Source organism: Acidovorax sp. KPB24-03, from assembly GCF_057546605.1.
In genome coordinates this window covers 1-21,131 of sequence record NZ_BAAJYR010000047.1, presented here as the reverse complement: position 1 = coordinate 21,131, position 21,131 = coordinate 1, and the positions used below count along the sequence as shown (strand labels likewise).

Annotated in this window: 15 protein-coding genes, 1 rRNA gene and 1 pseudogene; 14 read left to right on the top strand and 3 right to left on the bottom strand. The window is 64.7% G+C overall.

Features of this window, described 5'->3' with window-relative positions; translation table 11 throughout:
* Positions 1 to 86 precede the first annotated feature (86 nt).
* From rrf to AC27KI_RS08570, 13 genes and pseudogenes are all read left to right on the top strand, one after another.
* A 5S ribosomal RNA gene (gene rrf, locus AC27KI_RS08630) occupies positions 87 to 199 on the top strand.
* A gap of 92 nt (positions 200 to 291) precedes the next feature.
* Positions 292 to 1,032 carry a 16S rRNA pseudouridine(516) synthase gene (locus AC27KI_RS08625; protein ID WP_487088799.1) on the top strand — a complete coding sequence of 247 codons (741 nt, stop codon included), beginning with the start codon at positions 292 to 294 and terminating at the stop codon, positions 1,030 to 1,032.
* A 191-nt stretch (positions 1,033 to 1,223) separates the two neighbouring features.
* Positions 1,224 to 2,153 carry a YVTN family beta-propeller repeat protein gene (locus AC27KI_RS08620; protein WP_487088797.1) on the top strand — a complete coding sequence of 310 codons (930 nt, stop codon included), beginning with the start codon at positions 1,224 to 1,226 and terminating at the stop codon, positions 2,151 to 2,153.
* Between the two features lie 15 nt (positions 2,154 to 2,168).
* A pseudogene (locus AC27KI_RS08615) lies at positions 2,169 to 2,985 on the top strand (polysaccharide deacetylase family protein).
* Positions 2,986 to 3,023: 38 nt separating this feature from the next.
* Positions 3,024 to 4,067, top strand: coding sequence for a sterol desaturase family protein (locus AC27KI_RS08610; protein ID WP_487088795.1), 1,044 nt, complete (start codon positions 3,024 to 3,026; stop codon positions 4,065 to 4,067).
* Between the two features lie 37 nt (positions 4,068 to 4,104).
* Positions 4,105 to 4,980 carry an EI24 domain-containing protein gene (locus tag AC27KI_RS08605; RefSeq protein ID WP_487088793.1) on the top strand — a complete coding sequence of 292 codons (876 nt, stop codon included), beginning with the start codon at positions 4,105 to 4,107 and terminating at the stop codon, positions 4,978 to 4,980.
* Positions 4,977 to 5,798, top strand: a complete 822-nt coding sequence (locus AC27KI_RS08600; protein ID WP_317355782.1) for a competence/damage-inducible protein A — start codon at positions 4,977 to 4,979, stop codon at positions 5,796 to 5,798. The genes AC27KI_RS08605 and AC27KI_RS08600 overlap by 4 nt, the downstream gene beginning before the upstream one ends.
* Before the next feature lie 169 nt (positions 5,799 to 5,967).
* Complete coding sequence (gene glnA / locus AC27KI_RS08595; protein WP_272551879.1) at positions 5,968 to 7,383, top strand: type I glutamate--ammonia ligase; 1,416 nt, start codon at positions 5,968 to 5,970, stop codon at positions 7,381 to 7,383.
* A 194-nt stretch (positions 7,384 to 7,577) separates the two neighbouring features.
* Positions 7,578 to 8,084, top strand: a complete 507-nt coding sequence (locus AC27KI_RS08590) for a hypothetical protein (protein WP_487088790.1) — start codon at positions 7,578 to 7,580, stop codon at positions 8,082 to 8,084.
* Positions 8,085 to 8,086: 2 nt separating this feature from the next.
* Complete coding sequence (gene glnL / locus AC27KI_RS08585) at positions 8,087 to 9,163, top strand: nitrogen regulation protein NR(II) (RefSeq protein ID WP_487088788.1); 1,077 nt, start codon at positions 8,087 to 8,089, stop codon at positions 9,161 to 9,163.
* Positions 9,164 to 9,205: 42 nt separating this feature from the next.
* Complete coding sequence (gene ntrC, locus AC27KI_RS08580; RefSeq protein ID WP_284411661.1) at positions 9,206 to 10,822, top strand: nitrogen regulation protein NR(I); 1,617 nt, start codon at positions 9,206 to 9,208, stop codon at positions 10,820 to 10,822.
* 196 nt (positions 10,823 to 11,018) lie between these two features.
* Positions 11,019 to 11,987, top strand: coding sequence for a ferritin-like domain-containing protein (locus AC27KI_RS08575; protein ID WP_487113444.1), 969 nt, complete (start codon positions 11,019 to 11,021; stop codon positions 11,985 to 11,987).
* 277 nt (positions 11,988 to 12,264) lie between these two features.
* Positions 12,265 to 13,794, top strand: coding sequence for a hypothetical protein (locus AC27KI_RS08570; protein WP_487113442.1), 1,530 nt, complete (start codon positions 12,265 to 12,267; stop codon positions 13,792 to 13,794).
* 36 nt (positions 13,795 to 13,830) lie between these two features.
* Here AC27KI_RS08570 and xth read toward each other — a convergent pair whose 3' ends face one another.
* The 3 genes from xth to AC27KI_RS08555 form a co-directional block, all read right to left on the bottom strand.
* Complete coding sequence (gene xth / locus AC27KI_RS08565) at positions 13,831 to 14,607, bottom strand: exodeoxyribonuclease III (protein WP_284427739.1); 777 nt, start codon at positions 14,605 to 14,607, stop codon at positions 13,831 to 13,833.
* Between the two features lie 344 nt (positions 14,608 to 14,951).
* Positions 14,952 to 15,320 carry a response regulator gene (locus AC27KI_RS08560; RefSeq protein WP_284427740.1) on the bottom strand — a complete coding sequence of 123 codons (369 nt, stop codon included), beginning with the start codon at positions 15,318 to 15,320 and terminating at the stop codon, positions 14,952 to 14,954.
* 130 nt (positions 15,321 to 15,450) lie between these two features.
* A complete protein-coding gene (locus AC27KI_RS08555; protein WP_487113440.1) occupies positions 15,451 to 16,524 on the bottom strand; it encodes a mechanosensitive ion channel family protein in 1,074 nt (357 codons plus the stop codon).
* Between the two features lie 403 nt (positions 16,525 to 16,927).
* On the opposite strand from AC27KI_RS08555, the gene AC27KI_RS08550 reads away from it, so the two are divergent.
* The coding region (locus AC27KI_RS08550) for a PAS domain S-box protein (protein ID WP_487113438.1) at positions 16,928 to 21,131 on the top strand (4,204 nt) is incomplete at its 3' end.

The following is a 21,131-nucleotide window of genomic DNA, read 5'->3' as shown; positions in this document are numbered from 1 at the left end:
CCAAAGTGACGCAGTACAAAATACAAGCTGATTCCAAACTCTATGAATTCGCCACCTTGATCACATCAAGGTAGCTCCAAGTTATGCCTGATGACCATAGCAAGTTGGTACCACTCCTTCCCAATCCCGAACAGGACAGTGAAACGACTTTGCGCCATGATAGTGCGGGTTCCCGTGTGAAAGTAGGTCATCGTCAGGCTCTTACAGCCCAAACCGCCCCGACATCCAACGATGTTGGGCGTTTTGCTTTGGGGAAGAAAATTTTGAATCAAGTAATACATTTGTAGTCACATGCAATTACAAGATATTCTTTATTCTCAGGGTTTCGGAACACGAAGGGTATGTGCAGGGTTGATTCAACGAGGTTTAGTTCGCTTGTTTGACCCGGAAGCTAATGCATTCAGCGTTTGCGTTGATTCCTCCGTTGACGTAACTCCGGATGGATTGCGTTTTCAGGTTCAAGAGGAAACATGGGTGTACCAACCCAAAGCCTATGTGATGCTTCATAAGCCATCTGGGACCGAATGCTCTCAGAAGCCTTCCACTTACCCAAGTGTCTATACGTTGCTGCCTGTGCCGTTGCGACAACGACCCTGTAAAAGTGCGATACAGGGTGTGCAAGCGGTAGGGCGTTTGGATCAAGACACCACGGGACTGCTGTTACTCAGCGATGACGGGCAATTCATTCATCGCATGAGTTCTCCCAAAAAACATGTTCCCAAAGTGTACGAAGTGGCGACGAAACACCCTGTGAGTGCAGTTCAAATTGCTCGCTTGCTCGAAGGCGTGGTGCTTGATGACCATCCTGTTGCGGTAAAAGCCGCTGCTTGTGTTCAGACATCCGATCACGGTGTAAGCCTTACTTTGACGGAGGGTAAGTACCATCAGGTCAAACGCATGCTCGCTGCAGTGGGGAACCGGGTAGAGACATTGCACAGGTCGCGTGTCGGCAATCTGGCATTGCCGGCGGATCTGGCGCCAGGGCAGTGGAAATGGCTTGATGACAAGGATCTTGCAGCATTGACGAGCTAGCCTGCCGCCGACCGTCAATCTTGGTCTCTTGGGGTGGTTGAAGAGGCGCTGGGTTGTTACCTGAATGGGCAGATGCGGTGTACTTGCACCGGCTACACTGCCGCGTGTTGTGAAAGTACATGCTGTGAAGTTTTCATTTGGCGGATGTTTCCGCGGTGCGTTGTTGGGGTGGACTTTTTTTTGCTGCGACCGTGGTCAGTGCGGCCCCTTCGTCACCGCCTCCTGTGTTCGTGCTGAACTCGCTTGAAGCGGATATCAGCGTGATTGATCCGGCTACTTGGACGGAAACCTCTCGGATTCCCACGGGGAAAGAGCCGCACCACATGTACCTGACACCAGACGAGAAATCTCTCGTAGTGGCAAATGCGTTGGCAGATACGCTGACCTTCATTGATCCGAAGACCTCTCAAGTGCAACGCACGGTGCGAGGCATTGTTGATCCTTACCATTTGCGGTTCACCCCCGATATGAAGTGGTTGATCACCGCGGCCAATCGCTTGAACCACGTGGACTTTTATCGTTGGGATGGCAAAGACCTGACTTTGGTACAAAGGGTGGCGACGGCCAAAACCCCGAGTCATCTTTGGGTGGATAGCCAGAGCCGAACGGTCTACTCCACGATGCAAGACAGTGATGAACTTGTGGCGATCGACATCGCAACCCAGAAGATCAAATGGCGAATCAAGACCGGCGCCATGCCGGCCGATATCTACGGAAGCCCAGACGATAAATTCCTGTTCATCGGTTTGACTGGCAGCGATAGCGTCGAGGTGTTCGACGTGTCTGAAAATGCGCCTCGCAGCGTCCAAAGGATCAAGACCGGTAGCGGTGCCCATGCTTTTCGCGGCGCGGGTGACAAGCGCCATGTGTTTGTCAGCAATCGGGTCGCCAATACGATCAGCAAGATCGACATGGTCAAACGTCAAGTGGTCGATACCTATCCGGCGCCTGGCGGACCAGACTGCATGGACGTTTCTGCCGATGGCCGATGGATCTACGTCAGTGCCCGATGGGCTCGCAAGATGCTGGTCATCGACACGGTAGAACGGAAGGTCGTTCAGAAAATCAATGTGGGCAAATCGCCTCATGGCGTCTGGACCCTTCAGCACGCTCCACGGTGAGGACTCAAGGAAAAGATGGCATTGCGCAACCAGACGCTCTTAGGGCTGTATGCTATTTTTTTAATAGCATCTGTGCCCGTCAATATTGCGTTAGCGGCCGAAACTGCGGATTGTCAGAAACCGCTGTACCTGACCTTCGATACGGGGCACATGGAAATTGCCCCCTTGGTTGCTGATGTGCTTAAACGAAAAAAAAGTCCTCGTCACTTTTTTTGCAGCCAATGAAAAAACAAAAACGGGCGATGGCAGTTTGGGGGCTGCGTGGGCACCGTGGTGGCATGCCCGGGCGGCAGAGGGGCATGCTTTTGCCTCTCACACGATGGACCATACCTATTGGCGCGCCGATGCTGGTGCGCCGAATGCGCCGCAGTTCCATGTGCGTTCCTCATCTGGCCCCCAGGCAGGCAAGGATTTGACCCTCAGCGCAGAGCAGTACTGCACCGAGATACGAAGGGCTTCCGATCGCCTGCGCGAAGTGACGGGCAAGGCACCCCTTCCACTTTTCCGAGCGCCTGGCGGAAAGACATCGCCTCGCCTTCTGGCCGTTGCCAAATCCTGCGGCTATGCGCACGTGGGGTGGTCGCCGGCAGGTTTCTTGGGCGATGAACTGCCCAGTGAGAAATTCAGTAATGCAGCGTTGTTGAAGAAAGCGCTGGACAATATTCGCGGCGGAGACATTCTGCTGGCCCATCTGGGTATCTGGTCGCGGAAGGACCCGTGGGCTCCAACGGTGCTGGAGCCCCTGATCGACGGGTTGAAGCAGCGCGGGTTCTGCTTCAGAACGCTGAATGACCATCCCGATTACCGTGATTGGCTGGCGGGCAAGCGTTGAGTCCAAACAGTCGATGGACAGTACAGGAGTTGTGAGCGATGGATTGGTTGAGTAACGGTTTCGACACCGCACAGCAATGGCTGTTCGAGTCGGTGATTCAGCCTGTCATGTTCGCAACGGGCATGGCGGGGCTGTTGGAGGATGGCTATGCTGCCACCGGCTGGCTGCTGGTCGGATTGCTGCAGTTGGTCGTGATGGTGGCAATCATTGCGCCGCTGCAGCGCTGGCGGCCCGTGGAGCCCCTGGTTGACCGGGCGGCGGTGCGAACGGACATCCTCTACACACTGATTCACCGCCTCGGCTTGTTCCGGTTGGCGCTTTTTTTCAGTGTCGATCCGTTGTGGGATGCATTTTTCGGTGCGCTGCGCATGGATGGGATCAGCACGTTCCATCTGGATGCGTTATGGCCGGGCGTGACCGACCTGCCTTGGGTCAGCCTGCTGGTTTATCTGGCAGTGTTTGATTTTCTGGACTACTGGATTCATCGCGGACAACACCATTTCGAATGGTGGTGGCGGCTGCATTCGCTGCACCATTCGCAGCGGCAAATGACGATGTGGAGCGACAACCGCAACCACCTTCTGGATGATCTGCTTCGGGATGCCATCGTGGTCACTGTGGCGCAACTGATCGGTGTGGCCCCGGGCCAATTCGTGGCCATTGTGGCCTTGACCCAGTTGAGCGAGAACTTCCATCATGCCAATTTGCGTTTGTGGTTCGGTCGCTGGGGGGAGCGTCTCTGGGTGAGTCCCCGGTTTCACCGCCTGCACCATGCGATCGGCATCGGGCATGAATCGGTGGCAATGCGCTCAGTCCCGTCTCCAACGAAAGTGATGGCGGAGCGGTATGTCCAGGCCGAGCCCGTTCAGAAGCCCGTCACGGTGTTGGGCGGCTGCAATTTCGGCGTGTTGCTGCCTTGGTGGGACATGCTCTTTCGGACTGCCAATTTCGAACTCCGATACGATCCAACCGGCGTCCGTGATCAGGTCCAGCCAGGGCCGGATGGCCGCGTTCGCAACTATGGGCAAGGGTTCTGGGCGCAGCAGTGGCGAGGTGTTTTGCGCCTGCTGGGCAAAGCCTAGCCGCCGACTGGACTCGTGTCCACGCTATGCTCGCGCCATGGCATTGCTGATCGATTCCTTCTGGCGCGCTGCCGCCTATTGCCTGCACCCCCGCGTGATTGCGCTTTCCCTGCTGCCGTTGCTGCTCATGCTGCTGCTGGCCTGGGTGGCCAGTCATTTTTTCTGGGGCATTGCGGTGCAGGCGGTCCGCTCGGCGTTGGAGTCATCGGACATTCTGGCGATGGTGTGGGGATGGTTCCAGGCCTGGGGCATCGAGCAGGCACCCGCCGCCATCGCTCCTTTGATCGTGGTGGTTCTCTCGACACCGGTGATCATGATCGTTTCGGTGCTGGTGGTCGCAGTGATCATGACGCCTGCTCTCGTGACAGTCGTGGCCAGGCGCCGTTTCCCATTGCTGGAGCGCAAGCGCGGCGCGTCGATGGTGGCCAGCCTGGCATGGTCTCTCGGCGCGACGATGGCCGCCATGGCGGCGCTGGTGGTGTCCGTTCCGCTCTGGCTCATTCCACCGTTGGTGCTGGTGCTGCCACCGCTGATCTGGGGTTGGCTGACCTATCGCGTCATGGCGTTTGACGCCTTGGCCGAGCATGCGAGCCGACAGGAGCGCGAAGCCATTTTCAAGCGCCACCGTATGCGCCTGCTGACCATCGGCATCTTGTGCGGCTACCTGGGGGCAGCGCCTGGAATCGTCTGGGCGTCCGGGGTGTTGTTCGCCGCGGCGTTTTTCGTCCTGATTCCTTTGGCCGTCTGGATCTACACCCTGGTGTTCGCCTTCTCCTCCTTGTGGTTTACCCACTACGCGCTGGACGCGCTGCAGCAGTTGCGCGCCGAGCACGCTGGCGGTCCTGGTGGTGGCGTTGGCACTCCACCAGCCCCCATCCTTCCCCCCATTGCCCTCGCAAACCCGACACCATGACCCCCTCTTTCGGACTCATCATCATTGGCGACGAAATCCTGTCCGGCAAGCGCGCCGACAAGCACCTGCCAAAGGTGATCGAGCTGCTGGGCGCGCGCGGTTTGCAGCTGGCCTATGCCGACTATGTGGGTGACGACCCAGGCCGCATCACCGCAACCCTGCAGCGAGCCTTTGCTTCCGGGGATGTGGTGTTTTCCTGTGGTGGCATCGGTGCCACGCCCGACGATCACACCCGCCAGTGTGCTGCGCGCGCGCTGAGCGTTCCGCTCCGATTGCATCCGGAGGCCGAATCGCTGATTCGGGAGCGGATGCAGGATGTCGCGATGGAGCAGGGCGTGGCTTATGAACCCGACCGTGCGGACAATGTGCACCGGCTGAACATGGGGGTGTTTCCCGAGGGAGCTCGCATCATCCCGAATCCGTACAACAAGATTCCTGGTTTTTCATGCGATGGCAGTGCCGGTGGTGCCGTGCACTTCGTGCCAGGCTTTCCCGTGATGGCGTGGCCGATGGTGGAGTGGGTGCTGGACCATCACTGTGCGCAGTGGTTCAACCGTGCGCCCCAAACCGAGCACTCCGTCGTCGTCTACGGCGCGATGGAGGCAGCTTTGACGCCGTTGATGGAGCGTATTGAAAGCCAGCACGCGTCGGTACGTGTTTTCAGCTTGCCGAGCGTGGACCATCCCGTGCACGGGCGCCATATCGAACTCGGCGTCAAGGGGCCTGCAGAGCTTGTACCTGCCGCTTGGACCGCTTTGCAGGCGGCTTTGCATGAATTTGGTGCAAACTGCGGCCCTGAAATGGTGCGAGATATTTGAAACAACGCTGCGCTCGATGATTTGCACTTTAGTGGTGCAAATTCGGTGGCGCGGCAGGTTTGGAGGAGGGCGTGCTCCGCCTTAGTGCATTGCAGCACCTGGCTGGCACGCAACCTGCTTTTCTTTTGTGGTGTTTTTTTCAACAAGCGCTTAAATCCTGGAGAACCTGATGGCAAAGACCGTTGCAGACGTGATGAAGATGGTGAAGGAGAACGAGGTCAAGTTTGTTGACTTTCGCTTCACCGATACCCGCGGCAAGGAACAGCACGTGACTGTGCCCGTGTCCCATTTCGATGAGGACAAGTTCTCTTCGGGTCACGCATTCGACGGCTCTTCGGTGGCGGGCTGGAAGGGCATTGAAGCTTCGGACATGCAGCTCATGCCCGATCCCAACACCGCCAACATCGACCCGTTCTTCGAGGAAACCACGCTGTTCCTGCAATGCGACGTGATCGAGCCGGGCGATGGCAAGGCCTACGACCGCGACCCCCGCTCCATCGCCAAGCGCGCTGAGGCCTACCTGAAGGCCTCCGGCTTGGGCGACACGGCGTTCTTCGGTCCTGAGCCTGAATTCTTCATCTTCGACGGCGTGCGCTGGTCCAACGAGCCCGGCAAGGTCATGTTCGAGATCGAAGAATACGAAGCGCCCTGGAACTCCGGCGCCAAGCTCGAAGGTGGCAACCGCGGCCACCGTCCCACGGTCAAGGGCGGCTACTTCCCCGTGCCCCCCGTCGACAGCACGCAGGACATGCGCGCTGAAATGTCCCTGATCCTTGAATCTTTGGGCATCCCTGTCGAAGTGTTCCACCACGAAGTGGCGGGCGCTGGCCAGAACGAGATCGGCACCAAGTTCAGCACGCTGGTCGAGCGCGCCGACTGGACGCAGGTCCTGAAGTACGTGGTCTGGAACGTGGCCAATGCCTACGGCAAGACCGCGACCTTCATGCCCAAGCCCTACGCTGGCGACAACGGCTCCGGCATGCACGTGCACCAGTCCATCTGGAAGGACGGCAAGAACCTGTTCGCTGGCGACGGCTATGCCGGCCTTTCGGACTTCGCCCTGTACTACATCGGCGGCATCATCAAGCACGCACGTGCCCTGAACGCCATCACCAACCCTGGCACCAACAGCTACAAGCGCCTGGTGCCCGGCTTCGAAGCCCCGGTGAAGCTGGCCTACTCGGCCCGCAACCGCTCGGCCTCGATCCGCATTCCTTACGTGGCCAACCCCAAGGGCCGCCGCATCGAGGCACGCTTCCCCGATCCATCGGCCAACCCGTACCTGTGCTTCTCGGCCCTGATGATGGCCGGCCTGGACGGCGTGGAAAACAAGATCCATCCCGGCGAAGCCGCCACGAAGGATCTGTACCATCTGCCGCCCGAGGAAGACAAGCTGGTGCCGACCGTGTGCCACAGCCTCGATCAAGCGCTGGAGTATCTGGACAAGGACCGCGGCTTCCTGACCAAGGGCGGCGTGTTCTCCGATTCCATGCTCGACGCCTACATCGACCTGAAGATGGGCGAGGTCACGCGTTTCCGCATGGCTCCCCACCCCGTGGAATACGATATGTACTACTCGCTGTGATCCCTGGGCTGCGGCCACGGGACACCCCACCAAAAGGCGGCTTCGGCCGCCTTTTTTCATGGCGCTGCCAGCGCCGTGGTCCCTGGGCGAATAACCGCTCCCGACCGGGGGCGCCGATTGGCGAGGCCCAGCGATTGGGAGATACTCCCCTGGCATCTCCCGCATGCCGCCGGCATGCCTTGCGAGGAACCTGAATGAAAAAAACACTCATCGCACTGATGGCCATCGCCGCCGTGGCGCCCGCCGCGTGGTCGCAGGATCGCATCTACCGCTGCGGCAATGAATACACCAACAATGCCAGCCAGGCCAAGGAGCGTGGCTGCAAACTGGTCGAAGGCGGCAATGTGACGGTCGTGCAGGGTGCGCGGCCAGGCGGGACGCCAGCGGCCTCGGGTGGCAGCGCGCCGAGCGCCAGCACCTCGCCCGCCAACGCCCCCCGGGTGGACACCAACGACCAGCGCGCGAGGGACTCCGATGCGCGCGCCATCCTGGAAGCCGAACTACGCAAGGCCGAGGCACGTCAGGCCGAGATCGCCAAGGAATACAACAACGGCGAGCCCCAGCGCACGGCCCTCGAACTGCGCAACCCCCAATTGTGGATGGAGCGCACCGCCGAGCTGAAGGCCAGCCTCGCCCGCGCGGACAGCGATGTGGCCGGCATCAAGCGCGAACTCGCCCGCCTGCCCGCGGCCAGTCGCTGAGCGTGGTGGCTTCTTCCAAACCCGATACGGCGCGCTACCAGGCGCTGGACCTCGTGTCCACGCTCGTGGCCGTGCTGCAACCCGACGGGGCCGTGCTGTTCGCCAATGCGTCCCTGGAGAACATGCTGGGGCTGTCGCGGCGCACGCTCGAAGGCTCTGACTTCAGCGGCTATTTTTCCGACCCGGCGCTGCTGCAGACAGCCCTTGCCGGAGCGCGCGGACAGGACTTCGCCGCGCTGCGCTTCGAGGCCGCGCTGCGCCGTGCACAGCAGCAGGATGCGATGCCCGTTCATGTGCACCTGGCGGTCGCAGAGCACACCGGCGAGATCCTGGTCGAGCTGTGGCCCCTGGAGGCTCAGGCCCGGCAGGACCGCGAGGAGCGCCTGCGTGAACAGGCGCTGGCCAACAAGGAGCTGATCCGCAACCTGGCGCACGAGATTAAGAACCCCCTGGGCGGCATTCGCGGCGCGGCGCAGTTGCTGGAGATGGAGCTCGACAATCCCGAGCTCACCGAATACACCCAGGTCATCATCCACGAGGCGGACCGGCTGCAGAGCCTGGTGGATCGGCTGCTGGCACCGCACCGCCATCCGCACCTGGTGGGCGACGTGAACATCCACGAGGTGTGCGAGCGTGTACGGTCGCTGGTGCTGGTCGAGTACCCGCAGGGGCTGCGAGTGCAGCGTGACTACGACACCTCCATTCCCGAGTTCCGCGGCGACCGCGCACAACTCATCCAGGCGCTGCTGAACATCGTGCAGAACGCGGCGCAGGTGCTCACGGATCGCATCGGCGTGGGCGACGCGCTGATCACGTTGAGCACACGCGTGGCGCGCCAGGTCACCTTCGGCCGGCAGCGTTATCGGCTGGCACTGGAATTGCATGTCATCGACAACGGACCGGGCGTGCCCGAAGCCATCAAGGAGCGGATTTTCTATCCCTTGGTGACAGGGCGTGATGGGGGATCGGGGTTGGGGCTGACGCTGGCGCAAACCTTTGTGCAGCGGCACCACGGATTAATCGAGTGCGACAGCGTGCCGGGTCGCACCGATTTCCGAATCCTCATTCCCTTGCCTTGAGGTCCCGATAAGCAATCCATGGGAACAAGGTAGAACCAACACATGAAGCCGATCTGGATAGTAGATGACGACCCCTCGATCCGCTTCGTCCTAGAGAAGGCGCTGGCACGCGAGAGCTTGCCGACGCGCAGCTTCACCCACCCGCGCGAGGTGCTGGAAGCGCTGGCTGAAATCACCCCCGGCGATCCCGAGCGGCAAGGTCCGCAGGTGCTGGTGAGCGACATCCGCATGCCGGGTGGCTCGGGCCTGCAACTGCTGGAGAAAGTGCGCGAACAGCAGCCGGGCCTGCCCGTCATCATCATGACGGCGTATTCCGATCTGGACAGCGCGGTCTCGGCCTTCCAGCGCGGCGCTTTCGAATATCTTCCCAAGCCCTTCGACCTGCCCAAGGCGGTGGAGTTGATCCGCCGCGCCGTCGAAGAAAGCCAGCGCGAAGAAGTCACCGAAGAGCGCCAGACCGCCACCCCTGAAATGCTGGGACAGGCCCCGGCCATGCAGGACGTGTTCCGGGCGATCGGGCGGCTGAGCCAGAGCCAGGTCACGGTGCTCATCACCGGCGAATCGGGTTCTGGCAAGGAGCTGGTAGCGCGCGCGCTGCACAAGCATTCGCCCGTGGCCGGCGGCCCCTTCGTGGCCATCAACACCGCGGCCATCCCGAAAGACCTGCTGGAGAGTGAACTGTTCGGCCACGAGCGCGGCGCCTTCACCGGCGCGCAGACGCAGCGGCGCGGGCGCTTCGAGCAGGCGGAAGGCGGCACGCTGTTCCTTGATGAAATCGGCGACATGCCGTTCGACCTGCAGACGCGGCTGCTGCGCGTGCTGTCCGATGGCCAGTTCTACCGGGTAGGTGGCCATGCCGGCGTCAAGGCCCACGTGCGCGTGATCGCGGCGACCCACCAGGACCTGGAACGCCGGGTGAAGGACGGCGTGTTCCGTGAAGACCTTTTCCACCGCCTCAACGTCATCCGGCTGCGCCTGCCCGCGCTGCGCGAGCGCCATGAAGACGTGCCCATGCTGACGCGGCATTTCCTGCAGCAGAGCGCGCGGCAACTGGGCGTGGAACCCAAGCGCATCTCCGACGCCGCGCTCGTCCGGCTGGGCCAGTTCGGCTTTCCTGGCAACGTGCGGCAGCTGGAGAACATCTGCCACTGGCTGACCGTGATGGCGCCGGCGCAGGTGATCTCGCTGCAGGACCTCCCGCCCGAAGTGCTGGAGGCGCCCGTGGCGGCGGCGCCACTGGAAGCTGCACCGGCCGTGCCTGAGCCGCGCAGCGAGGCGCCGGTTTCCACGCTGGCGGCCCCGGCTTTACAAGGCACTGCACCGGCCATTCCTGCGGCGGCGGTGCCCCGGGAAGACCGGGTGTTTGCCGCACCGGCCCTGGGGACGGCCTTCCCGCCGGCCGGGGCGTCGCAGGCGATCCTGGCGGACTCGCCGGGTTGGGAGCAGGCGCTGGAGGCCGAGGCGCACAAGCTGCTGTCCGGGGGGCAGACCGAGGTCTGGGATGCGCTGTCGCGGCGTTTCGAGTCGCGCCTCATCCGCACGGCGCTGGCCGCCACGCACGGCCGGCGCATGGAGGCGGCGCAGCGCCTGGGCATTGGCCGCAACACCATCACGCGCAAGATCCAGGAGCTGGGCCTGGACGCGCCCGAAGATGCATGAAAAAAAAGGCCTCCACGGCAATGAAAATGCCGGCATGTAGCTATTAATTTTGTAGCAAAGAAGCAATATTCGGCCAGTGTTTTCACACAGGCCTGTGCAGGCACGAGTCCTACAGGCGTGCGGTGCACAGGCCGACCTCCGGCGCAATGGATGCCTTGAAGAATGAAGGCACTGTTCAACCAACCGGAGTTACTTCATGTCCGATTTCAACGATGCAAACCGCGACCCTCTGACCAACGAGCCTGGCGCGCACCCCGTGGGCACCGGCGTCGGCGCTGCTGGTGGCGCAATGGCGGGAGCGGCGGCCGGTGCCTTCGGCGGCCCGATCGGCGCGGCCGTCGGCGGTGTGGCGGGTGCCGTGGTCGGCGGTCTGGCCGGCAAGGCCGCCGCCGAGTCGGTCAACCCCACCGTGGAAGATGCCTACTGGCGTGAAAGCTACGACCGCGAGCCCTACTACGTGAAGGGCCGCGCCTATGACGAATACCGTCCCGCCTACGAGCTGGGCTGGAGTTCGGTTGGCCGCTACGACGGCGATTTCGACGCCGTCGAACCCAACCTGGCCCGCGATTGGGGCACGGCACGTTCCACCAGCCGCCTCGAGTGGGAAGAGGCCCGCCCCGCTGCCCGCGCCGCCTGGGAGCGCGCAGGCCGTGGCACCACGCTGGGCTCCGACTCCGCTTACGGCAACACCTACGACAACACCACTGCCCTGGTGGACAACGACGACGTGGTCGATGTGCTGGACGACCTGCTCGAATCCTGCCGCGACGGCGAGTACGGCTTCAAGGCATCGGCCGAGCATGCCGACTCGCCTGAACTGAAGGGCATTTTCCTGCGCCACGCCAGCGAATGTGCGGCGGCCGCCACCGAGTTGGAGCGCGAAATCCGCAACCATGGCGGCGAGCCTTCCAGCGGTGGTTCCATGTCCGGCGCACTGCACCGCGGCTGGGTGTCCGTGAAGGCGGCGATGTCCACCCGTGACGACAAGGCGGTGCTGGAAGAGTGCGAGCGCGGCGAAGACGCGGCCGTGGCCCGTTACCGCAAGGCGCTGAAGGCGTCCCTGCCGGCGAACGTGCGTGCCATGGTGGAATGCCAGGCCGAGGGCGCGCAGCGCAACCACGACGAAGTGCGTGCCTTGCGCAATCGCTTCCAGGCTGCGGCATAACGCTTGTATAGCCGGTTCTGCGAAAGCTGAGGAGCCGCTGTCACCGCCACCGCGGTGACCATGGCGGCGTCCATTTCGCTGCAACCCAATACCCCCAAAGCCCCGGACCCGGGGCTTTTTTGCGTCTGCGGGCAATTCCTCACATCCGTTCGCATCGTGCTGCGGCGCTTCGCCTGGGGGCTTTGAACGGTCCATGGACGAACCCTAGAGTGAGCGGTTCACCGGTGTTGTAACAACCCGGTCGACCATTTCGTTCACAACACAAGGGGGGGATTTCATGAACGCAATCTACAGCAGCCCGGTATCCGCACGGCGACCGGTCCCCGAGCGGGGGCAGAGCTTTCCTGGTGCCGATCGGCGCGAGGCCAATGCCAACAGGGTTGAGCCCCAGCAACGCTCCCGTACGCGCACCACGGTGTCTTCCGACGGGCTGCAGCCGCTTTTTCCGCGCTCTGGCCGGGTGAACGGCGGTGCCGCCATGCCTTCGCCCCGGGCCGAATTGCCGCGCCCATCGGGGCTGGTGCAGCCGGCCGGAGACGTACATGCCGCCGCGCCTGGGTCAATCTTCCTGGAGGCCGCTTCGTTCGTCGAGGTTGACCTGTCCGACAGTGTGTCCGATCAGACATCGGTCTATTTCTCTGGCAGAACGTCTCCCCCTCGGGAGGAGGCATTGCATGACGTTGTCGAGGACACCATCGCCGCTCTCCTGGGCCCGGCCGTCGCGCAGGCACCGGACGTGGTCGCGCGGCTGGAGCGCAACACCGAAGTGCTTTTCACGAAAGGCATCGACACCCCGAAGAAGCTCCACGATTTCCTGAGCCAGGCGTGGCGGCACGATGCGGTGCTGAGTTTTATCGGGATGGGCTTTGCCGATGGCGCGGGCTACATGGCCGGCATGACGGCGGCCAACGAAAAGCTGGTGGCGATGCTGCCGTTGACGCTGCTCAGGAATCCCTCGCTGCTGGGGCTGGCGGTGGGCGTCGGCGTGGGCGCGGTCGATGTGTTCACCAGCGTGGTGGGCGGGGCCATCATCAAGCCCGGCATCTACAACGACTATGGCGGCAACGCCCGGTTGCCGGCGTCGTTGCGGCCGGATCCGCACGCGGAGATTCTGAAGAACGCGGGCGTTTCGGCGGGTCTCAACGTGGCCAAGAACCTGCCCAGGACGGTGGAGCCCTACATCCAGGCTGCCATCGAGGGCCGGGGCGACCACAGCGTGAACCGTGCCTGGGCGGACCGCATCGACGCGACTTTCATCGATGGGTTCGGCGGCATGCTGGCCGCCGGGGCGAAAAACGTGATGAAGCTGTCGCAGACGGTGCCATATGACGCCCGCATGCTGCTGCGCGACGACCTGCCCGAAGTCATCGACAAGACCCAGGCCTCCTGGGGCGACAGGATCAAGGCCATGGGCCCGTCGGCGCTGCAGGGCGCCAAATCCCTGGTGACCTCGCCCGTGCCGGTCGCGGTGGTGGCCACGGTGGGCCTGTTTGCGTCCGAGCTCTTTGCCGCCAACGCCAGCATCGACCTCGCAGGATCGCCGGCATCGCTGCCCCCCGACCGGGCCGATGCCGGCATGCTGGCGGGCAAGCGGGCCTCGTCGGTCATGCTGTTCGGACTCATGTCGGGGTTGATCGAAATCGGGGTCCCGTATGTGGCCCAGGGCGGTGCATACGCCGCCCGGAAAATCCAGGACGGCTGGCAGCAGGCGCCCAACGTGATGGCCTGGGCGCAGGAGCGCCTGGGGCCCACCGCCCGCAGGCCGCTGGATGTGGAAATGGGGCTGGCGGGCACGGCCCGTCGCTGACCCCCGCTGGCCCGCGAGGGGCCGCGGCTTCGTTGGTTAGTCCAGCGTGGCGACGACCGGCGCGTGGTCGCTGGGCTGCGGGTTCTTGCGCGGCGCGCGGTCGATCGTGCAAGCGGTCACGCGCGCCCGCAGCGCTTCGCTCACCAGGATGTGGTCGATGCGCAGGCCGCGGTTCTTCTGGAAGCCCAGCATGCGGTAGTCCCACCACGAGTAGCTCTTTTCGGGCTGGTCGAACAGTCTGTAGGCGTCGGTCAGGCCCAGTTGCAGCAGCTGCTGGAAATGGCCGCGTTCCTCCACGGTGTGGTGGATGGTGTCCTTGAGGCCCACCGGATCGAACGAGTCGCGGTCTTCGGGGGCCACGTTGAAATCGCCCAGCAGGGCCAGGCGCGGGTGCGCCTGCAGTTCCTCACGCAGCCAGCGGTGCAGCGCTTCGAGCCACAGCATCTTGTAGGCGAATTTTTCCGACCCTGGCGCCTGGCCGTTGACGAAATAACCATTCACCAGCCGCAGGGGGCCGTCCGGGGTGTCCAGGGTGGCGGCGATCACGCGGGCCTGCGCGTCTTCGTGGGCGGGGATGTTCCGCACCACGTCGCGCAGCGGGGTGCGGCTCAGGATGGCAACGCCGTTGTAGGTTTTCTGGCCGAAGGCCACCGCGTGGTAGCCGATCTCCTTCAACGCGTCATGGGGAAACTTTTCGTCCACCAGCTTCAGTTCCTGCAGGCACAGCGCGTCCACGGGGTTGTCGGCGAGCCAGGCGATCACCTGGGGCAGGCGCACGGAAAGGGAGTTGATGTTCCAGGTGGCAAGTTTCATGTTCGACCCATCTTGGTGGCGCAAGCGCCGTTCGTCTTCGGAGCATCTTCCGCCTGCGGCCATGTGGCTTCGCGTGGGGATGAATCCGCCGATTTTCCCCCGGGTGGGCAAGGCCCCCGTGCGAAATCGCCGGGCGAGGCGTCGCTGCGGTGTCGTGGAGGGCCGCTCGCCGTGTCGCTTGTGGGTCGAGAGGGCCTGCAATGCCCGGGGAAAGAGGTCTGAGTGGCAGCGCGGGGAAACCGATGGCGGCAGGCCGCGCGGCGGAGAACGAAGGCGTCGTGAAGGCAGGGGAGGGGGTTTCTGCGCGGCGCCTTGAAGCCGCAACCTTCGCCCAGCGAAAGCGTTCAGCGCAGCGGCGACAGAATGCCCGTGAGGCGCCGCCAATCGACGGGCTTGAGAAAGTGGTGGTCCACCACCGCCAGCAGTTCGGTGACGCGGTCGTTGGTGTCCGTCCAGCCGGTCAGGGCGATCAGGACGATATCGTCGTTGTGCTTGTCGCGCACGCGCCGCGCCAGTTCCAGGCCGTCCATGCCTGGCATGTCGAAATCCAGCAGCACGCAGGCCGGCTGGTGCTTTTCGATGTAGTTCAGCGCGTCCGCGCCGCTGTTGGCAATCGCAGCGGTAAAACCATCCAGTTGGAGGGCCATCGCTGCCAGCTCCGCCGTCTCGGGATGATCGTCCACCACCAGTATTTCCGCCGCCCTTTGGGTCATTCCGCTCGTCTTTCTAGTAACTGCGTTTTATACCTGCAAGCGCTCCAACCGCCTATGTCAAAAGACATGGCATGGCCGCCAGCGCCGCGTGGCAAACGGAGTTCCTGCAATAGGGGTTTGTGGGTGGTCGTCACGGCGACGGGGCGAGCGATGCGTCGGCACGCGCGGTCTCCTGCGGGCTACGCACCTGCGGCAGGCAGTCCGGGTATTCGCGCTGGATGAAGGTGACCAGCGCCTCGCGCACGCGGCAGCGCAGGTCGAACGCCAGGCCCGACGATCGGGCCGAGACCAGCACGCGGATCTGGATGGTGCGCTCGGTCACGTCGGTGAGCTGCAGCACGCTCACGCGCCGGTCCCATTCCGGTGCCGTCTCCAGGATGCGGTCCAGTTCGGCACGCAGCGGGTCCAGCGGCAGGCGGTAGTCCGCGAACAGGAATACGGTGCCCAGGATCTGCGAGCTGGTCCGTGTCCAGTTCTGAAAGGGGTTCTCGATGAACCACTGCAGCGGGATGATCAGCCGCCGCTCGTCCCAGATGGCCAGCACCACGTAGGTGCCCGTGATCTCTTCCACGCGGCCCCATTCTCCCTGCACGATCAGCACGTCGTCGATGCGGATGGGCTGGGCCAGCGCGATCTGCAGGCCCGCGATGATGTTGCTGAACACCGGCCGTGCCGCGATACCGGCCACGATGCCGACCACGCCGGCCGAGGCCAGCAGGCTGGCGCCCACCTGCCGTGCGCCAGGAAAGGTCATGAGCATGAGCGATACGGCGGCCATCACCACGCCCGTCATGGCGGTGCGCGACAGAACCCGGGCCTGCGTGGCCACGCGGCGCGCCGTCAGGTTGTCTTCCACGTTCGCCGGGTAGCGGGCGATGAGCCCGTCCGCGACCCCGCCGATGGCGGCGATCAGCGCCCAGGCCGTCACCGCGATGAGCGCCAGCCCCGTGAGGTGCCGCACCGTGCCGAGGTGGGGCAGCGTATCGGCCGCGGCCACCCAGACCAATTGCGTGGCGAACAGGGGCAGCAGCACGCGCATGGCGGGGACGCAGGCCTGCACGACGGTCTGCAGCACGGGCAGCCCGCGCGTGGCCCGCAGGGCGAGCAGCGCGGCGATGCGGTGGGCCATGGCACCGGCCATGGCGGCCAGGCTGGCGCCGAGCAAGGTGGCGAGCCAGGGGGAGAGGGACAGGAAATCCAGCATCGTCGAGGGGGCTCCTTGGGATGGGGTGGCAAGAAAAGAAACGGCGGCGGGATGGGCGGGCCGCTTCGGGGCGGCCGCTCGCCGGCCGGGCGAGATGGGAAACGAACAGGACCGGTTGACCCCCCGGTTTTGACAGGGCGGTGCCCTGGCCGCAGCGGGCCGGGCGCGGGTACATCCCGATTGTCCAGAAACGGCTTGGAAGTAAAAGGTTCCAAGAACTGTTACGTTTTGACATACTGCAGGGCGCGTGCCCCTCAGGCATGTCCTGACCAGTGTGTGTGTCCTGCCGTGATGGAAGGTTCAAAGCGACTGTGATGGTGTCTCCACGAATGCATAGCGAGCGCGCTACCTGCGCGACCACCTTCGGCCCCCGGGGCCGGCCGGCGGCATGGGGTACCGGCCCATGGCGGTGAGCACCCGCTCCGGCGGCATCGGCGGCCTGCACGACCACGCCATGGGCGACGCGCGGTGGCGCCGGGGGGCCGCGCTGGTCATCGCCATGGCGCTGCTCGGTGCGTGGCTGGTGGTCGAAACCGTGGCACACGTGCGTGCGTCGGGCCGGGGGGAAGAGCGCAGCCGCCAGCTGGCGCACACGGCCGATTCGCTGCTCAACCAGAGCATGGGCAGCCCAATCCTCGGTGCCGTGACGCTGCTGGGGCTCAGCGAGCCCGCGCTGAAAGAGGTGGCGACCGGCGAGCTGCCCCCCGATGCGCCCGAGGCGCTCGCCCGCCTGGCCGTGGTGCGCGGCCGATTCCTCATGAGCGGCGTGTACGTGCTGTCGCGCGATGGCACCGTGGTGGCGCACGAGACGCCGGGCGCGCCGTCCACCGGCATCAACCTGGCCTACCGGCCGTATTTCAAGCAGGCCATCCGGGGCGGCGTGAACGTGTACCCGGCCCTGGGCAGCAACACGCAGGAGCGCGGCCTGTACTACGCCGCGCCGCTGTACGAGGGCGATTCGCCGGCCAGCGCCATCATCGGCGTGGTGATGGTCAAGGTGTCGTTCGACGCGTTCGATGCGCAGATGGCCCGCTCGGGCTACCCCATGCTGCTGATGTCGCCCAAGGGCGTGGCCTTTTCGGCCACCCGGCCTGAATGGCGCTACGCCATGGCGCCGCCGCTCACCCAGGCACGCATCGATGCCGTGCGCGACCAGCGGCAGTTCGGCAAGGTCTTCGACAACGGCGTGGCGTCGGCGCTGCCGTTTCGGCTCGATGCGCGCGAGGTGGTGGTGAACGGGACGACCTACGCGCTCGAAAAGCACCCCCTCGACTGGAAGGACCCCGACGGCACCTGGCAGCTTGTCGCGCTGGACGATTTGAGCGCGCTGCTTCCCCCGTCGCGGCGCTGGCTGATCGGCGGCGGTACGTTCGCCCTGCTGCTGTTCATGGGCGGGATGATGCTGGAGATGCTGCGCCACCGCGCCCGCATGACGTCCGCGATGGAGCGGTTCCAGGTGCTGGGCGCGGCGCTGCAGACCAGCCCGGTGGCGGTGGTCATCACCGACGCGCAGGGGCGCATCGAGTGGGTCAACACCGAGTACGAGCGCAACAGCGGCCGCACGCTGCAGGAGGTGCGTGGCCGCAAGCCCTCGGTCATCTCCAGCGGCCAGACGCCACCCGAGACCTACCAGCAACTGTGGGCGCGGCTGCTGTCGGGCCAGTCCTGGCGCGGCGAATTCATCAACCGCCGGGCGGACGGCACCCTGTTCCATGAAGAGGCGACGCTCTCGCCTGTGTTCGACCAGCGGGGCCGGCGCATCGCCATCGTCGGGCTGCACGAGGACGTCACCGACCGCATCACCGCCCACCACGAACTGCAGCGGCGCGAGCGCCTGCTCAACGACCTGCTGGCCCAGCAGACCGCCATCTTCGACAACGCGCCGCCCATCCTGCTGGTGTGCGACGGCGTGTTCCGCCAGTTCAACCCGGCATTCGCCGAGTTGATGAAAGGCTCGGCCACCGAGTTGCTCGGCCACTCCGTGTCGCGGATGTTCGGCGGCGCGCAGGGCCATGGCGTGTTTCTGGAGCGCACCGGCGCCCGGCTGGCGGCGGGCGAGGCGGTCCGGGAGGTCTGCACGCTGCACCGACTGGACGGCACGACGTTCGAGGCCCGCGTGTCCGGCCGCGGGCTGGAGATGGACGGCTTCAGCGATTCGTGCCTGTGGGTGATCGAGGACGTGAGCGAGGCGCGCGCGGCCGAGGAAGCCATGCGCGAGATCAACGACCGCCTGGCGCTGGCGCAGGAGGCCGGCAAGGTGGGCGTGTTCGACCTGGACCTGGCCTCGGACCGGCTGGTGTGGAGCGACAAGCTCGAATCCCTGTACGGCGTGCCGCCGCAGCCTGAAGGGCGCAGCCTGCAGGACTGGCTCGACCGCCTGCATCCCGAGGACCGGGCCCGCGCCCAGGCGCGCATCGACAGCGCCCTGGCTGGCAGCGACGGCCAGTTGCAGGACTCCTGGCGCGTGGTGCGGCACGATGGCGAGGTGCGCTGGTTCCTGTGCGCGGCGCGCATTATCCGCGATGACGAAGGCCGCGCGCGGCGACTGATCGGCGTGCAGGTGGACGTGAACGACCAGAAGCTGCTGGAGGCGCAGGTGGCCGAGCAGCTGGTGTTCCAGCAGGCGCTCATCGACGCGATTCCCGTGCCGCTGTTCTACAAGGACGCGGAGGGACGCTACGTGGGTTTCAACCGCGCCTACGAGCGCGCCTTCGGCGTGCGGCGCGACGACCTCATCGGCCGCACCGTGCTGGACCTGCATTACCTGTCCGAGGCCGAGCGCGCCGCCTTCGACTCCGATGCGCAGTTCGCGCTGAGCGGCGCGCAGTCGGTGCACAAGGAGGTGGACCTGCCCTATGCCGACGGCGAGATCCACCACACGCTGTTCTGGCTGCACGGGTTCCAGAGGCCCGATGGCACGCCGGGCGGCGTGATCGGCACCTTCGTGGACATCACCGACCGCCAGCGGGCCGAGCGCGAGCTGCGCCGCGCCAAGGAGATGGCGGAGGAGACCACCGCGCTCAAATCCAACTTCCTGGCCAACATGAGCCACGAGATCCGCACGCCGATGAACGCCATCATCGGCATGTCGCACCTGGCGCTCAAATCGGGCCTCACGCCGCGCCAGAGCGATTACGTCTCCAAGATCCAGCAGGCCGGCCAGCACCTGCTGGGCGTGATCAACGACATCCTGGATTTCTCCAAGATCGAGGCTGGCAAGCTCATCGTCGAAAAGCAGCCCTTCGTGCTCGACCGCATGCTGGAGGGCGTGGCCGACGTGGTGGGCTACAAGGCGGGCGTGAAGGGGCTGGAGCTGGTGCTCGATGCCGCCGCCGACGTGCCCGCGCACCTGGTGGGCGATGCGTTGCGGCTGGGGCAGATCCTCATCAACTTCGCCAACAATGCCATCAAGTTCACCGAGCGCGGCGAGATCCACATCCTGGTGCGCGTGCTCGAGCGCGCGGGCCAGCGCGTGCTGCTGCGCTTTGAGGTGCGCGACACCGGCATCGGCATGACCCCCGAGCAGATGGGGCGGCTGTTCCAGAGCTTCCAGCAGGCCGATGCATCCACCACGCGGCGCTACGGCGGCACCGGCCTGGGCCTGGCCATCTGCAAGAACCTGGCCGAACTCATGGGCGGCGAGGTGGGTGCCGAGAGCGAGCCCGGCAAGGGCTCGGCCTTCTGGGTGACGCTGCCGCTCGATTGCGGCATGACCGTTCCCGCACTGCGGCCGCCGCCCGGCGTGCGAGGGCGCCGCGTGCTGGTGGTCGACGACAACCAGACGGCGGCCACCGTGCTATCCGACATGCTGCAGGCCATGGGCTTCGAGACGACCGAGGTGGAGTCCGGCCTGCAGGCGCTGGCCGCGCTGCGCCAGGGCATCGACGAGCGGCACCCCTACGGCCTGCTGCTGATCGACTGGCACATGCCGGGCATGGACGGCATCGAGCTGGCCCGCCGCATCCGCGAGATCGGCCTGGACCGCGTGCCGCAGATGCTCATGGTCACCGCCTACGGTCGCGAGGAGGTCATGCTCGCCGCCCGCGCCCAGGGCATCGAGACCGTGCTGGTCAAGCCGGTGAGCGCCTCGGTGCTGTATGACACGCTCATGCAGCCGCTGGAGCACGGCTGGATGCCCACGCAGGCCCACCTGGCCCAGCCCGGCGGCGATCAGCCGCCGCTGGCCGTGCGCGGCGCCACCGTGCTGCTGGTGGAGGACAACGAGCTGAACCAGCTCGTGGCCCTGGAGCTGCTGCGCGATGCCGGATTCGTGGTGGACGTGGCCGCGCACGGGCAGGCCGCGCTCGAATGCATCGAGCGCCAGGACTACGACGCCGTGCTCATGGACATGCAGATGCCGGTGATGGACGGCGAGACCGCCACGCGCGCGCTGCGCGCGGACCCGCGCCACTCCAACCTGCCGATCATCGCCATGACCGCCAACGCCATGGAGTCCGACCGCCAGCGCTGCTTTGCCGCCGGCATGAACGACCACGTTCCCAAGCCCATCGAACCGGCGGTGCTCTGGCGGGCGCTGGCCCGGTGGATCCGGCCGCGCCCGGGACTGGGCGTGCGCCTGGACGAGGCCGGCGGGGCGGCGGAACCCT